Genomic DNA, 14,666 nt, shown 5'->3' with positions numbered 1-14,666 from the left:
TAGTGATTATCCGACGACGGCGCCGAGTTTGAAGATGGGAAGGTACATGCCGATGACCATACTGCCTACGACGACGCCGATGAAGACCATGATCATCGGTTCGAGCAGGCTGCTCAGAGCATCCACGGCATTGTTGACTTCCTGTTCATAATACTCGGCGACTTTGAACAGCATGGCATCCAGTGCGCCGGCTTCCTCACCGATGCCAGTCATCTGGATCACCATGTGCGGGAACAGTGCGGTCTGCTTCATAGCCATGTTGACGGGGTAGCCTACTGCGACATCGTCACGCATGCGCAAGACGGCCTCCTCGTAGACCTTGTTGCCCGTGGCGCCCGCGACGATTCCAAGCGCTTCCACGAGCGGTACACCGGCCTTGAACGTTACGGCAGTTGTTCTCGCGAACCGCGCAACGGCACTGTTGTTCATGATCTGGCCGATAATGGGGATCTTGAGCACAAATCGATCAAGCGTGTGCTGCATTTTTAGGGAGCGTTTGTAGCTCATGACAAAGCCGGCGACTGCGCCCACCAGGACGATAGCCATCAGCCACCACCATGAAACCATGAATCTTGAGAGGTCTACGATCAGCTGGGTGAAGGCAGGCAAGTCCGCGCCAAAGCTCTTGAAGACTTCCTCAAACTGCGGCACCACGAAAATCAACATGATCGCACTGACCAGCAGCGCGACAACGACCACCATGGCGGGGTAGAACAATGCCTTCTTGATTTTTCCCTTTAGCCCTTCGATGTTCTCTTTGTATGTCGCTACGGTGTCCAGCACAGTCTCCAGCACGCCGGCGCCTTCGCCTGCCCGAACCAGATTTCGATAGAGTTCGTCAAACTGCACTGGATGCCTGCTGACAGACTCGTACAGCGACGAGCCACCTTCGATGTCGGTACGGATCCCGTCGACCATCTTCTTCATACGCGGGTTTTTGTGGCCGCTGCCGATGATGTCCAGCGCCGAAACGATCGGTACGCCAGATTTCATCATCGTCGCCATCTGGCGACTGAAGAACGCGATATCTTTGGGTGTAATTCGACTGCCGGCAGCCCCAAACAGCGGCTTCGGCTTTGGCTTTATCTGGCCTGGGCTGATGCCCTGACGGCGGAGCTCAGCACGGAGGAGGTTGGCGTTCTTTGCCAACTGCTCTCCCTTCATCTTTACGCCCCGCTTGTCGGTCCCCTCCCAGACAAACGGCTGCAACTCCGTGGTACTGCGCGCCACGGGTTCTTTCTTGATTGCACTGCGACTGACAGACATATCGGCTCCCCAGACCCGCCATCCCCAGGCGGGCGTCTAGCCGTGGATGGTAGCGGGTTCATGCCCGTCTGGGCAGTTGCCATGGGGCCTATGATGCGAATTCGTGCCGGGTGCCGACCAAAGGTGACGCACTGCGTCACATTGCCGCGTCCATCGCAGATTCGCATGCGGGGGGTTCCCATCCGTGAAATAGCTGCCATCATGGGCGCGGGGAAATCCAGGGGGAGGCGTGCCGGGGTTGGCACGCAACCTGCGTTGATCCACCCGCAGGGGGCAGGACCCGCTCAGCTGGCCGCTGGCCAGACCGATCCTGTGCTCTGAAATCAACCACCACTATCTTGGGGATGTACCAAAATGAAGAACCAGAAGGGCTTCACCCTTATCGAACTGATGATCGTCGTTGCGATCATCGCCATCCTGGCCGCCATCGCGATCCCGCAGTACAACGACTACACCGCCCGCGCCCAGATGTCTGAGGCTTACACGCTGGCCAGTGGTCTGAAGACTCCGGTTGTTGAAGCTTTTGCGCAGGACGATGACGCCGCCAAGTCGTGCGTCGTTCCGGCCAGCTCCGTGCAGAAGGGCAAGTACGTCGCCACGGTCGTTGCCAACGGTGCGTCGCCCTGCGTTATCACTGCCACCATGGGTACCACCGGCGTGAACGCCAAGGCTTCGGGTAAGAAGGTTGAACTCACCTTTACCCCGGCGACTGGTGCGTGGACCTGCTCGACCGACGTCGACGCGTCCGTCAAGCCGAAGGCCTGCGTCTAATCGACCAACTTCGCTGTACAGAAAGGCCCCGGCTCAGCCGGGGCTTTTTTTTACGGAGCCAGATGTGTTCTCGATGAAAGGTAAGTCTCGTCGAACATCGTTGACACTGCGCATTGGGGAGCGCATTTATGAAGAATGAAGCCGGTTTTACCTTGATCGAACTGATGATCGTCGTGGCGATCATCGCCATTCTTGCAGCGATCGCAATACCTCAATACAACGATTACACGGCACGGGCTCAACTGTCTGAGGCTGTCGTACTGATGGGCGGGCTGAAGATCCCAGTGGGGGAACAATTCGCCAACGCGAATGATGCCAGCTCGTGCGCGTTGCCCAATACCGCCGTTACGCAAGGGAAGTACGTGGCCAGCATTTCAGCCGCGGCTGCCACTCCTTGTGTCATTACTGCTCAGATGAAGGCTACTGGTGTAAACGGCAAGGTTGCGTCGGCCTCGGTTGTTATCACTTATGCACCTGCAACCGGTGTATGGGACTGCACCACCACTGCGCCCGCCGAAGTTGCACCCAAGGGTTGCCCTCACAAGTAAGTGTTGCTGAGGTTCCTGTCGAAGCGGCGGTGGGGTACGCTTCCTGCGGGAGTAGGAGTATTTCATGAACGCAAGCATCACCGCCAATCTCGTCGGCATCACCGGCCTGGCCCGTCGCCTGGTCCAGGATGGTGCGCTGGACGAGGCTTCCGCCCGCGATGCCATGGCCAAGGCCGCTGCCGCCCGGCAGCCGCTGCCGACCTGGTTCGCGCAGAACAAGGTGGTTGGGGCGGCCCAGTTGGCGGCCGCCAACGCGGTCGAGTTCGGCATGCCGCTGTTCGACGTGTCCACGTTCGATGCCAGCCAGAACGCAATGAGCCTGGTCAGCGAGGAGCTGCTGCGCAAGCACAACGTGCTGCCGCTGTTCAAACGCGGCGGCAAGCTGTTCGTGGGCACCAGCAACCCGACCCATTCGCTGGACGAGATCAAGTTCCACACCAACCTGGTGGTGGAGCCGATCCTGGTCGATGAGGACCAGATCCGCCGCACGCTCGAGCAGTGGCATGCCAGCCATGACACGCTGGGCGACGCGTTGGGTGGCGACGACGATGGCATGGGCAACCTGGATGTGTCGGCCGGAGACGAGGATCTCGGCGCCGGAGGCGACTCCGGCATCGACGCCAAGGGCGATGACACCCCGGTGGTGAAGTTCGTCAACAAGGTGCTGGTGGACGCGATCCGCAAAGGCGCCTCGGACATCCACTTCGAGCCCTATGAAGACGACTACCGCGTGCGCCTGCGCATCGACGGCCTGCTGAAGATGGTGGCGCGCGCGCCGGTGAAGTTGAACCAGCGCATCGCCGCGCGCCTGAAGGTGATGGCGCAGCTGGATATCGCCGAGAAGCGCGTGCCGCAGGACGGACGCATCAAGCTCAACCTGTCCAAGACCAAGCAGATCGACTTCCGCGTGAGCACGCTGCCGACCCTGTTCGGCGAGAAGGTGGTGCTGCGTATCCTGGACGGCAGCGCGGCCAAGCTGGGCATCGACAAGCTGGGTTATGAGCCGGACCAGCAGAAGCTGTTCCTGGAAGCCATCCACAAGCCCTACGGCATGGTGCTGGTGACCGGCCCGACCGGTTCGGGCAAGACGGTGTCGCTGTATACGGCGCTGGGCATCCTCAACGACGAGACCCGCAACATCTCCACCGCCGAAGACCCGGTGGAAATCCGCCTGCCCGGCGTCAACCAGGTGCAGCAGAACAACAAGCGCGGCATGACCTTCGCCGCAGCGTTGCGCTCGTTCCTGCGACAGGATCCGGACATCATCATGGTCGGCGAAATCCGCGACCTGGAGACGGCCGAGATTGCGATCAAGGCGGCGCAGACCGGCCACATGGTGCTGTCCACGCTGCATACCAACGATGCACCGCAGACCATCGCGCGCCTGATGAACATGGGCATCGCGCCGTACAACATCACCAGCTCGGTGACCCTGGTGATCGCCCAGCGCCTGGCGCGCCGGCTGTGCAACAACTGCAAGCGCCCATCCAACCTGCCCGAGCACGCGCTGCTGGCCGAAGGCTTCACCCAGGCGCAGCTGGATGCCGGTATCGAACTGTACGAGGCAGTGGGCTGCGATGAGTGCACCGAGGGCTACAAAGGCCGTACCGGTCTCTACCAGGTGATGCCGATGACCGACGAGATCGCCACCATCGTGCTGGCCGGTGGCAATGCGTTGCAGATTGCCGAGGCCGCACAGCAGATCGGGGTGAACGATCTGCGCCAGTCGGCGTTGAAGAAGGCGGCTGCGGGCGTCACCAGCCTGGCCGAGATCAACCGCGTTACCAAGGATTGAGGTAGATCCACGCCATGCGTGGATGTCGCGATGCATGAGGTTGCCGGCCAGCGGCCGGCACTGCCAGATTGGTGGGTAGATCCACGCCGTGCGTGGATGTCGCGATGCATGGGGTTGCCGGCCAGCGGCCGGCACTACCAGGTTGGTGGTACGCGCCGGGTCAGAGCCCTTTCCTGCGGAAAGGGATCCGACCCTGTCCTTATTCCATCCCCAGCTTCTTCAGCTTGTAGCGCAGCGCGCGGAAGGTGATGCCCAGCTGCGCGGCGGTGCGGGTCTTGTTCCAGCGGTTCTCTTCCAGCGCGCGCTGGATGGCGCTGCGTTCGAGCTGTTCGATGTACGAGGGCAGGGCGGCGCTGCCGGGCTGCAGGTCCACCACGGCTTCGGCGTGCGCTGCGCTGCCGGGCGTGCGCGGGGCATGCTGCGGCAGGCGCAGGTCGTCGGCGCCGATGCGGTCTTCTTCGGCCAGGGCCAGCGCGCGTTCCAGGATGTTCTCCAGTTCGCGCACGTTGCCGGGGAAGGCGTACTGGGCCAGTGCGTCCAATGCCGACGGTGCCAGCAACGGCGTCGGGCGGCCATGGCTGCGGGCCAGCCGTGCCAGCACCGACGCGGCCAGTTCCGGCAGGTCCTGGCGACGCTCGCGCAGCGGCGGCACCTTCAGTTCGATCACGTTGATGCGGTAGTAGAGGTCGTGGCGGAAGCGCCCGTCCTCGACCAGCTCGGCCAGGTCCTTGTGGGTGGCCGAGAGGATGCGCACGTCCACCGGTTCCTCGTTGGCGGCGCCGACCGCGCGCACCGATTTTTCCTGGATCGCACGCAGCAGCTTCACCTGCATCTGCAGTGGCAGTTCGGCCACTTCGTCGAGGAACAGGGTGCCGCCATGCGCGGCCTGGAACAGCCCGGGCTTGTCGGCGTGGGCGCCACTGAAGCTGCCCTTGCGGTGGCCGAAGAATTCGCTCTCCATCAGCTCGCCGGGAATGGCGCCGCAGTTGACCGGCACGAACGGGCCGGCCGCACGGGCGCCCTGGGCATGGATGGTGCGCGCGACCAGCTCCTTGCCCACGCCGGATTCACCGAGGATGTAGACCGGCGCCTGGCTGCGCGCGACCTTGCCGATGGTGGTGCGCAGCACGTCCATGGCCGGCGAGTCGCCAAGCAGGCGCGCGCCCTGTTCGGCGGCGGGCCCGGGTGCGGGGCGTTCGGTGTTGTTGAGCTCCAGCGCATGCTTGACCAGGCCACGCAGCACGGCGATGTCCACCGGCTTGCTGACGAAGTCGAAGGCGCCGGCCTTCAGCGCTTCCACGGCCAGGTCCATGCTGCCGAAGGCGGTGATCATCGCTACCGGCGTGCGCGGGTAGTGCTGGGCGATCTCGCTGACCAGCTCGATGCCATTGCCGTCCGGCAGGCGCATGTCGGTGATGCACAGGTCGTACGGATTGCTGGCCAGCAGTTCGCGCGCTTCGGCAAGGTTGGCTGCCGTACTGATGCGCAGCCCCATGCGGCCGAGCGTCAGTACCAGCAGTTCGCGGATGTCGCGTTCATCGTCGACGACGAGGGCGCTGCGGGTTTCGTTCATGGGCGTGAAAGATAAACGAGGGGGGCTGGAAGCGACAAATGTTTGACGCACAGAATCGGGATCAGGTGGGCAACAACGTATGCGGGCCGGGCAGCACCAGACGGAAGCAGGAGCCACCGGCGGGCACCGGGATGTAGTCCAGTCGTGCCTGGTTGGCCCGGCACAGCTCGCGGGCGATGTACAGGCCCAGCCCGGTGCCGTGCTCGGAGGTGGTGAAGAACGGCCTGAACAACTGCGCGGCCACGCTTTCGGGAATACCGGGGCCGCGATCCATCACGTCGATGACCGCACTGCGCTCGTGCTGGGCCACGCGCAGGCGCACCCGCGCCGGTTGCTGGCCGATGCGCCCGTACTTGAGCGCGTTGTGCACCAGCACGGTCAGCACCTGGTAAAGGTGCTTGGTGTCGACCTGGGCCAGCACCGAGGTGTCGTTGATGATCGGCTCGATGCTGTCGGTCTCCAGCGTCTGCCCCTGCTTGTACTCCAGCACGAAGCGGCGCACGAAGGCGGCCAGGTCGACGTTCTCGGGCGTGGCGCGCTCGCGCCGGGCCAGGCCCAGCACGCTTTCGACGATGCCATTGGTGCGCTGGCACTGCTGGCGGATGATCTGCAGCAGGCGGCGGTCGCTTTCGTTGAAGCCGGTCCCTTCTTCCAGCAGTTGCACTGCGTAGTTGATCGCGGCCAGCGGATTGCGGATCTCGTGGGCGAGGCTGGCCGAGAAGCGCCCCATCGCCGACAGGGTGAGCGACTCGGCGCGGCGCGAGACCACGCTGGAATCATCCAGGAACACCAGGGCCAGCTCGCTGCCGGCCAGCAGGCGTGCAAAGCGCGGCTGCACTTCAGGCTGGTCGGGGTTGAGCTGCAGCGGCAGTTCGTCCTGGGCCCAGCCGTTGCGCCAGCGCTGCAGGCGACGGGCGAGTTCCGGGGCGGCGCTGGCCAGGTCCAGGCGGCCGCTTTCGCCGCTGCCGTCGCTGTCACCGAGCAGCATCGAGGCGGCCTCGTTGGCCAGGGTGACGCGGTTGTCGGCGTCGACCACCAGCACGCCGGTACGCATGCGGCGGATGATCAGCTCGTTGATCTGGAACAGGTTGGCCACTTCATCGCCGCGCTGGTTGGCCAGCTGCTGGTTGCGGCGCGCGCGGCTGCCGACCTGGTAGCTGATGAAGGCCAGCGCCAGGTAGCTGGTGGCGAACATCGCCAGTTCGGCCAGGGTGCGGGTGGGGTCGCCGCCTTCCAGCAGTTTCCAGGTGTATTCGACGCCGGTGGCGAGGCTGGCGGCCAGCGCCAGGCCCAGCCCCAGGCTGAGCGGGAGCAGGGTGGCGGCGGCGGCGATGTTGAACAGCAGCGACATCGAGATGCCGGCGCTGGCACCGGGCAGGGCATGTGACAGCAGGGTGGCGGCGACGATGTCCACCAGCACGCCGCTGACCACGATCGGGCGCAGCCAGCGTTCGTTGCGGCCGATCACCAGGGCCAGCAGCGAGAGCACCAGGTAGATGGCGGCGACGGTGTCGGCCAGCCGCGGGTGGTGGGCTTCGCCGACCATGGCCGACAGCGGGCTGTAGAGCAGGGCGGCGATGACCGAGGCGATCAGCACCCGGTACAGCGCGAAGAAATACAGCTCACGCCGCGGAATCGATTCGATGCGGTCGATCAATGAAGCACTGGGTGACACGCCGGAACTCCCCTTCTGGCTGCCTGGGTCTGGAATCTGCGGCGGGCCTGCCCGGCGTCCCCTGAAGCCGGTCCGGCACGTCGCTTCGATGTGGCCTGCGGAGGAAGCCGTCGACCTGGCTCGACTCTACACACCTTGGTTGACCAGTATAGGGCGCCCGGCCCGGCGCCGTCGGAGCGGGCCGGATCGCGCATTTGGCCCGGGATGGATACCGGTGGCCAGTGGGCCCCCGGGCGCAACTGCCTGAATGACGGCGGAAATCTGGCCGGGTCTGGCGTTTTGTACAGACTTCTTTGCGCCCCGGCGCTGGCTCGGCCACAATAGTGGGCCCGCCGCGGTCCATGCCGGCGCCCCGCCGGGGCCCTGAGGAATTGCGTGCGGTCGTTCCTATTCCCACGGTGACGCATGAATTTCCACGAATACCAGTCAAAACAACTGCTTGCCGAGTACGGCATCCCGGTCCCGGCCGGCAAGGTCGCTGCGACCCCGGACGAAGCGGTTGCCGCTGCCAACTCCCTGGGCCAGGGCCCCTGGATGGTCAAGGCGCAGATCCACGCTGGCGGCCGCGGCAAGGCTGGCGGCGTCAAGTTCTGCAAGACCACCGACGACGTGAAGGCCGCTGCGGCCAAGATGCTCGGCACCAAGATGGCCACCTACCAGACCGCTGGCGTTGAACTGCCGGTCAACCTGGTGCTGGTGACCACCGCCGGCGAGATCGTCAAGGAACTGTACCTGTCGGTGCTGGTCGACCGTGGCACCAAGACCATCACCTACATCGCCTCTTCGGAAGGCGGCGTGGAAATCGAGCAGGTCGCTGCTGAAACCCCGGAGCTGATCCACTCGCTGAACGTCGACTTCGTCGAAGGCGTGCAGGGTTACCACGGCCGTGATTTCGGCTTCAAGCTGGGCCTGACCGCCAAGCAGGCCGGCCAGTTCGCCAGCATCATGGTGAACCTGTACCGCCTGTTCAACGAAAAGGACCTGGCCCTGGTTGAAATCAACCCGCTGGCCATCCTGGACGACGGCAACCTGTACGCGCTGGACGGCAAGTTCGACAGCGACGACAACGCCGCGTTCCGCCAGAAGGCCCTGGTCGCCATGCGCGACAAGACCCAGGAAGATCCGACCGAAGTGATCGCTTCGGAGCTGGACATCAACTACGTCACCATGGACGGCAACATCGGCTGCATGGTGAACGGCGCCGGCCTGGCCATGGCCACCATGGACGTCATCAAGCTCAACGGCGGCGAGCCGGCGAACTTCCTGGACGTGGGCGGCGGTGCCAACAAGCAGCGCGTCATCGAAGCGTTCAAGCTGATCCTGTCCTCGGACAAGGTTGAAGGCATCTTCGTCAACATCTTCGGCGGCATCGTCCGCTGCGACATGATTGCCGAAGGCATCATCGCCGCCGTGAAGGAAGTGGGCGTCAAGGTTCCGGTCGTGGTGCGCCTGGAAGGCACCAACGTGGAAGAAGGCAAGCAGCTGCTGCGCGACAGCGGCATGGCCATCATCCCGGCTGACAACATCAACGATGGCGCCAAGAAGATCGTTGAAGCTGTCAAGAACGCTGCCTGATTCGACACCAAGGAATTCCCATGTCTGTTTTGATTAACAAGAACACCAAGGTGATCGTGCAGGGCTTCACCGGCCAGCAGGGCACCTTCCACGCCACTCAGATGATCGAGTACGGCACCCAGGTTGTTGGCGGCGTGACCCCGGGCAAGGGTGGCACCACCCACATCGACCTGCCGGTCTTCAACACCGTTGCCGACGCCGTGCAGAGCACCGGCGCCAACGCTTCGGTCATCTACGTGCCGCCGCCGTACGCGGCCGACGCGATCCTGGAAGCCGCTGCTGCCGGCATCAAGGTCATCGTCTGCATCACCGAAGGCATCCCGGTGCTGGACATGCTGCGCGTCAAGAACGTGCTGACCCGTTCGCATCCGGACACCGTGCTGATCGGGCCGAACTGCCCGGGCGTCATCACCCCGGGTGAGTGCAAGATCGGCATCATGCCGGGCCACATCCACCAGCCGGGCAAGATCGGCATCGTGTCGCGTTCGGGCACCCTGACCTATGAAGCGGTCAAGCAGACCACCGAAGTTGGCCTGGGCCAGTCCACCTGCATCGGCATCGGTGGTGACCCGATCAACGGCCTGAACTTCGTTGACTGCCTGAAGCTGTTCAACGAAGACCCGCAGACCGAAGGCATCATCATGGTTGGCGAAATCGGCGGTGACGCTGAAGAAGCCGGCGCCGAGTACATCAAGAACCACGTGAAGAAGCCGGTCGTCGGTTTCATCGCCGGTGCGTCGGCTCCGGCCGGCAAGCGCATGGGCCACGCCGGTGCGATTGCTTCGGGCGGCAAGGGCACCGCGGAAGGCAAGTTCGCCGCGATGGAAGCCGCTGGCGTCGTCACCGTCCGTTCGCCGGGCGACCTGGGCGCTGCCATCGCCAAGCTGGTGAAATAAGATCGACTGCCTCTGGCAGACGATGCTGTAGAGCCGGCCGCTGGCCGGCTGCTGAAACAGAAAGGCCGCCTCCGGGCGGCCTTTCTGCGTCTGGTGCGGGGTCAGATCCCTTTCGCGCAGCAAAAGGGATCTGAGCCCAGGTACCCGGCGCGCGCATGGCGCGGCGCTACAATGGCGGCATTGCAACCACAGGCTGGATTCCCATGGCTTCGATCCGCATCGCGATGGCGCAGTTCGACTTCCCGGTCGGCGATGTCGCCGGCAACACCGAGCGCATCATCGAGATGATCGGCCAGGCGCGCGACGAGTACGGCGCCGAGCTGGTGATGTTCCCCGAGCTGGCGGTGAGCGGCTACCCGCCGGAGGACCTGCTGCTGCGCCCGGGCTTCCTGTACGAATGCGAGCAGGCGATGGGCCGCATCGCCACCGCCTGCCGTGGCATCACCGCCGTGGTCGGTTGGCCGCAGGCCGCCGGCGCGGTGGTCTACAACGCCGCCAGCGTGCTGCGTGACGGCCTGGTCGAGCAGACCTACCGCAAGCGCGAGCTGCCCAACTATGCGGTGTTCGACGAGCGCCGCTACTTCGATGTCGATCCGGACGGCGGCAGCTGCGTGTTCGAGGTCAATGGCATTCCGGTGGGCCTGCTGATCTGCGAGGACCTGTGGTTTGCCGAGCCGCTGGCCGACACCATGCGCGCCGGTGCGCAGCTGGTGGTGGTGCCGAATGCTTCGCCGTACGAGCGTGGCAAGCACGCCCAGCGCGACGCGGTGCTGGCCGCACGTACCCGCGAAAGCGGGGCTGCGATCGCCTATCTCAACGTGGTCGGTGGCCAGGATGCGCTGGTGTTTGACGGCGCTTCGGTGGTGGCCGACGGTGACGGCACGGTGCACCCGGCTGCCGCCGCCTTCGTCGACCAGTGGCTGGTGGTGGAGTACGACGGTGAAACCCGCCGCTTCATGCCGCACGTGTGGATGGACGACGGCGACGAGAGCATGGACGCGCTGGCTTGGCGCGCGGTGACCCGTGGCATCCAGGATTACTGCCGCAAGAACGGCTTCAAGAAGGTGTGGCTGGGCCTGTCCGGCGGCATCGACTCGGCGATCGTGCTGGCCATGGCGGTGGACGCGATGGGTGCGGAGAACGTGACCGCCGTGCGCCTGCCCTCGCGCTATACCGCTGGCCTGTCCAACGATCTGGCGGCCGAGCAGTGCCAGGCGCTGGGCGTGAAGCTGGAGGCGGTGTCGATCGAGCCGGCGTTCAAGGGCCTGATGGAAGCATTGGCGCCGATGTTCGAGGGCACCGCGCCGGACGTGACCGAAGAGAACCTGCAGTCGCGCAGCCGTGGCGTGATCCTGATGGCGCTGGCCAACAAGTTCGGTGGCCTGCTGCTGACCACCGGCAACAAAAGCGAGTACGCGGTCGGCTACGCCACCATCTACGGCGACATGTGCGGTGGCTATGCGCCGTTGAAGGACCTGTACAAGACCGAGGTGTTCGGCCTGTCCAAGTGGCGCAACACCGTGGGCGGCGCGCCGGTGATTCCGCCGGCGGTGATCAGCCGTCCGCCGTCGGCCGAGCTGCGCGAGAATCAGCTGGATCAGGACTCGCTGCCGGCCTATGACGTGCTGGACGGCATCCTGTACCGCTACATCGACCAGGAGCAGTCGCGCACGGAGATCGTGGCGGCCGGCTATGACGCGGCCGTGGTCGACCGCGTGCTGCGGCTGGTGCGCATCAGCGAGTGGAAGCGGCACCAGGCCGCGCCGGGGCCGAAGGTCTCGCGCCGCGCCTTCGGCCGCGAGCGTCGTTACCCGATCAGCAACGGCTACAAGGGCTGAGGCAGCGGTTGGCAGGTAGTGCCGGCCGCTGGCCGGCAACTCGTACATCGCGTATCCACGCATGGCGTGGATCTACCGGGATCGGTAGTGCCGGCCGCTGGCCGGCAACCCCGTACACCGCGTATCCACGCATGGCGTGGATCTACCGGGATCGGTAGTGCCGGCCGCTGGCCGGCAACCCCGTACACCGCGTATCCACGCATGGCGTGGATCTACCGGGATCGGTAGTGCCGGCCGCTGGCCGGCAACCCCGTACACCGCGTATCCGCGCATGGCGTGGATCTACCGGGATCGGTAGTGCCGGCCGCTGGCCGGCAATCCCGTACACCGCGTATCCACGCATGGCGTGGATCTACCGGGATCGGTAGTGCCGGCCGCTGGCCGGCAACTCGTACATCGCGCATCCACGCATGGCGTGGATCTACCGAACGTCGTCGAGCAGTTGTTCGAGGCCGGCGGTTTCGGCAGCTTCATCGAACTGGCCGTCCCCCAGTCGTGCACGCACGAACGCCAGGCCATCGGCCGCTGCTGCGTCCAGCGTGCCGCGATGGTCGACCGGGTAGCGCTGGAACGCGACCGGCTCGCCACGCAGGGCCAGGCCTGCGGCATACAGCAGGGTGGTCAGATAGGGCACATCGCGATCCTCGCTGCCATGGCCGAGCATCAGCGGTTGGCCGAAGCTGCGGCGCGGTACGCCGAGATAGTCGTACAGCACAGCCCAGATGCTTGGCACGCTGGTCAGCGGTGCGGTGAACATGCTGCCGGTATCCGCGCCGTCCAGGGTGGCAGCCAGTTCGCCCAGGCACTGCTCGCGTGCCACTGCCACGCGGGCGCGGCCTGTGTCGCTGAGGACGCGATCGATCTGCGGTGCGACCTGCAGCAGCCCGTCGAGCAGATACGCGTGATACGCATTGAGTGCGCCAGGATTGGCGGTGCGGTTGTCCGGCGTCATCACCAATGCGGTCAATTCAACCGCCGTGGGCGTGCCGGTGGTGAAGCTGCCACGGTACTGCAACGACGGCCCACCGTAGCTGGACGCCAGATGCCCGGCCGTGAGCGCGGCGGCACCGCCCTGCGAATGGCCGACCGAGACCCAGCGCGGCGACAGCGTTGCGTTGCCCAGGTACTGGCGGCTGGCCTTGACCAGATCGATGGCGTTGCGTGCCGCCGTGCGGACATGCAGATAGGCATGGTTGCGCGGACTTCCTAGCCCCTGGTAGTCCGCGGCGACCACGGCATAGCCCTGGGCCAGGAACTGATCGAGGAAACGCCCATCGCGTTCGGGTTGGTAGGGTCCGGACACCGAGGGCGCACAGCGATCCGCAATGCCCTGGGTGCCATGTGCCCAGGACACCACCGGCCACCCGCCTGCAGGCGCCGCGCCGGCGGGCAGGTACACCAGGCCCGTGCCTTCGGCCAGCTGGCCGCGATGGTCCGGGGTGCGGTAGTGCAGCTTGTAGGCCTGCGCGGCCTGGGTCGGAACCCAGGACGCGCGATAGGGGGAGGCAGACAGCAGGTCGCCCGGTGCGACCGGTGCAGCTGTCAGGGGGGCCGAGGGCAGCGCCAGCAGGGCGGTGGCGAGGACGGACGAGAGAGGCCGGAAACGCAGGGGCAGTGGGGACATGGGCGCTCCTTGACGGCCGGGATGGCCGTTGCGCCGCAGTGTGGAGGGCCTCGCCCGGGCGGGCTGCGACCGGCGTCGCATCCGCCGGGGATTCGTAGAACTCCTAGTGTCGTGGTCCATCTGCGCCCGAACCATCCACGCATGGCGTGGATCTACCGATAAAGAAAAGGCCCCTTTCGGGGCCCTCTCTTACTTCTTTTCCAGTCGCGCGTTGCGCTGGCCGGTGCTGGCGGACTTCTCGCCGGCGAACGGGTTCAGCTTGCGGACCATCCACGGGTACTTCGGCCACTTGCCTTCCAGCCACGGGTGGTCCGGCTGGTTCAGCTGCAGGACGCGACGGGCGTCGTCGGCCAGGGTCTTGTTGCCCAGGTGGGTGTAGGAATCGGCCAGCACGGCCACGGCGTCGTACTGGAAGGCGCTCTGCGGGTAGGTTTCCAGCAGGTAGTTGGCGCGACCCACGGCCGAGACCCAGGCGCCGCGGCGCATGTAGTACAGGGCGTTGTCCAGCTCGTGCTGGGCGAACACGTCGCGCAGCTCCAGCATGCGCTGGCGCGCATCGGCGGCGTAGCGGCTGTTCGGGTAGCGATCAACCACGATGTTGAAGTCCGAGTACGCCTGGTGCGGCGTGGACAGATCGCGGCGGCTGGCGTCCAGCGACCATACGCGGCGCAGGAAAACCGTACTGCGGTTGGAGTTGGCCAGGCCGCGCAGGTAGTACAGGTAGGCGATGTTGCGGTGTGTCGGGTAGGTACGGATGAAGCGGTCGATGCTGGACACCGCGTCATCGTGCTTGCCGGCCTTGTACTGGGCGTAGGCGGTTTCGATCATCGCCTGCTCGGTGTAGGGGCCGTAGGGGTACTGGGCCACCAGGCGGCGGAAGCTGGCTTCGGCGCCGCTCCAGTTGCCGCCCTGCATCAGCTTGTGGCTTTTCTCGTACAGCTGTTCGACCGGCGTCCCTTCATCGGGGCGATCACCCTTCTTGGCGCCGCGATGGCAGCCGGTTGCGGCGATGACCAGCACCAGCAGCAGGGCGGTGAGGCGGACGGGCGCGGAGAGCATGGCGGAGCGTCGGATCATGGGGTCGAGGCGGGACGCGGCTGGAATA

At 65.2% G+C, this 14,666-nt stretch carries 11 protein-coding genes; 6 read left to right on the top strand and 5 right to left on the bottom strand.

All coding sequences use genetic code 11. The features are described 5' to 3' along the window. Window positions 1-6 precede the first annotated feature (6 nt). Window positions 7-1,266 (bottom strand): type II secretion system F family protein, encoded by a 1,260-nt coding sequence (locus tag ACUZUJ_RS17440; protein WP_458220935.1) that lies wholly within the window; start codon window positions 1,264-1,266, stop codon window positions 7-9. Window positions 1,267-1,620: 354 nt separating this feature from the next. Between ACUZUJ_RS17440 and ACUZUJ_RS17435 the strand changes: the two genes are divergently transcribed. From ACUZUJ_RS17435 to pilB, 3 genes are all read left to right on the top strand, one after another. Further along, window positions 1,621-2,037: a pilin gene (locus tag ACUZUJ_RS17435; protein ID WP_458220936.1), complete on the top strand. Its 417-nt coding sequence runs from the start codon at window positions 1,621-1,623 to the stop codon at window positions 2,035-2,037. A 128-nt stretch (window positions 2,038-2,165) separates the two neighbouring features. Beyond that, the gene (locus ACUZUJ_RS17430) at window positions 2,166-2,585 is read left to right on the top strand and encodes a pilin (RefSeq protein WP_458220937.1); all 420 of its coding nucleotides are present in this window, start codon (window positions 2,166-2,168) and stop codon (window positions 2,583-2,585) included. 64 nt (window positions 2,586-2,649) lie between these two features. Continuing rightward, on the top strand, window positions 2,650-4,380 hold the full coding sequence (gene pilB / locus ACUZUJ_RS17425; RefSeq protein WP_458220938.1) for a type IV-A pilus assembly ATPase PilB: 1,731 nt from the start codon (window positions 2,650-2,652) through the stop codon (window positions 4,378-4,380). Window positions 4,381-4,579: 199 nt separating this feature from the next. Here the strand turns inward: pilB and ACUZUJ_RS17420 are convergent, their stop codons facing one another. Beyond that, on the bottom strand, window positions 4,580-5,953 hold the full coding sequence (locus tag ACUZUJ_RS17420; protein WP_014038262.1) for a sigma-54-dependent transcriptional regulator: 1,374 nt from the start codon (window positions 5,951-5,953) through the stop codon (window positions 4,580-4,582). A 61-nt stretch (window positions 5,954-6,014) separates the two neighbouring features. Further along, complete coding sequence (locus ACUZUJ_RS17415) at window positions 6,015-7,628, bottom strand: sensor histidine kinase (protein WP_087923443.1); 1,614 nt, start codon at window positions 7,626-7,628, stop codon at window positions 6,015-6,017. Between the two features lie 405 nt (window positions 7,629-8,033). Between ACUZUJ_RS17415 and sucC the strand changes: the two genes are divergently transcribed. The 3 genes from sucC to ACUZUJ_RS17400 all read left to right on the top strand — a co-directional run bounded on the left by sucC (window position 8,034) and on the right by ACUZUJ_RS17400 (window position 11,937). Then, window positions 8,034-9,203, top strand: coding sequence for an ADP-forming succinate--CoA ligase subunit beta (gene sucC / locus ACUZUJ_RS17410; RefSeq protein WP_004154430.1), 1,170 nt, complete (start codon window positions 8,034-8,036; stop codon window positions 9,201-9,203). 20 nt (window positions 9,204-9,223) lie between these two features. Continuing rightward, window positions 9,224-10,099, top strand: a complete 876-nt coding sequence (sucD, locus tag ACUZUJ_RS17405) for a succinate--CoA ligase subunit alpha (RefSeq protein WP_005410793.1) — start codon at window positions 9,224-9,226, stop codon at window positions 10,097-10,099. Between the two features lie 203 nt (window positions 10,100-10,302). After that, a complete protein-coding gene (locus tag ACUZUJ_RS17400) occupies window positions 10,303-11,937 on the top strand; it encodes an NAD+ synthase (protein WP_458220939.1) in 1,635 nt (544 codons plus the stop codon). Window positions 11,938-12,358: 421 nt separating this feature from the next. Here the strand turns inward: ACUZUJ_RS17400 and ACUZUJ_RS17395 are convergent, their stop codons facing one another. After that, window positions 12,359-13,561 carry a lipase family protein gene (locus ACUZUJ_RS17395; protein WP_458220959.1) on the bottom strand — a complete coding sequence of 401 codons (1,203 nt, stop codon included), beginning with the start codon at window positions 13,559-13,561 and terminating at the stop codon, window positions 12,359-12,361. A gap of 189 nt (window positions 13,562-13,750) precedes the next feature. Then, window positions 13,751-14,638, bottom strand: a complete 888-nt coding sequence (locus ACUZUJ_RS17390; protein ID WP_101765979.1) for an outer membrane protein assembly factor BamD — start codon at window positions 14,636-14,638, stop codon at window positions 13,751-13,753. Window positions 14,639-14,666 lie beyond the last annotated feature (28 nt).

This window comes from Stenotrophomonas sp. S4, from assembly GCF_054187805.2.
Note: the sequence above shows the minus strand (reverse complement) of the source record. Positions and strands in the feature narration are given on the sequence as shown.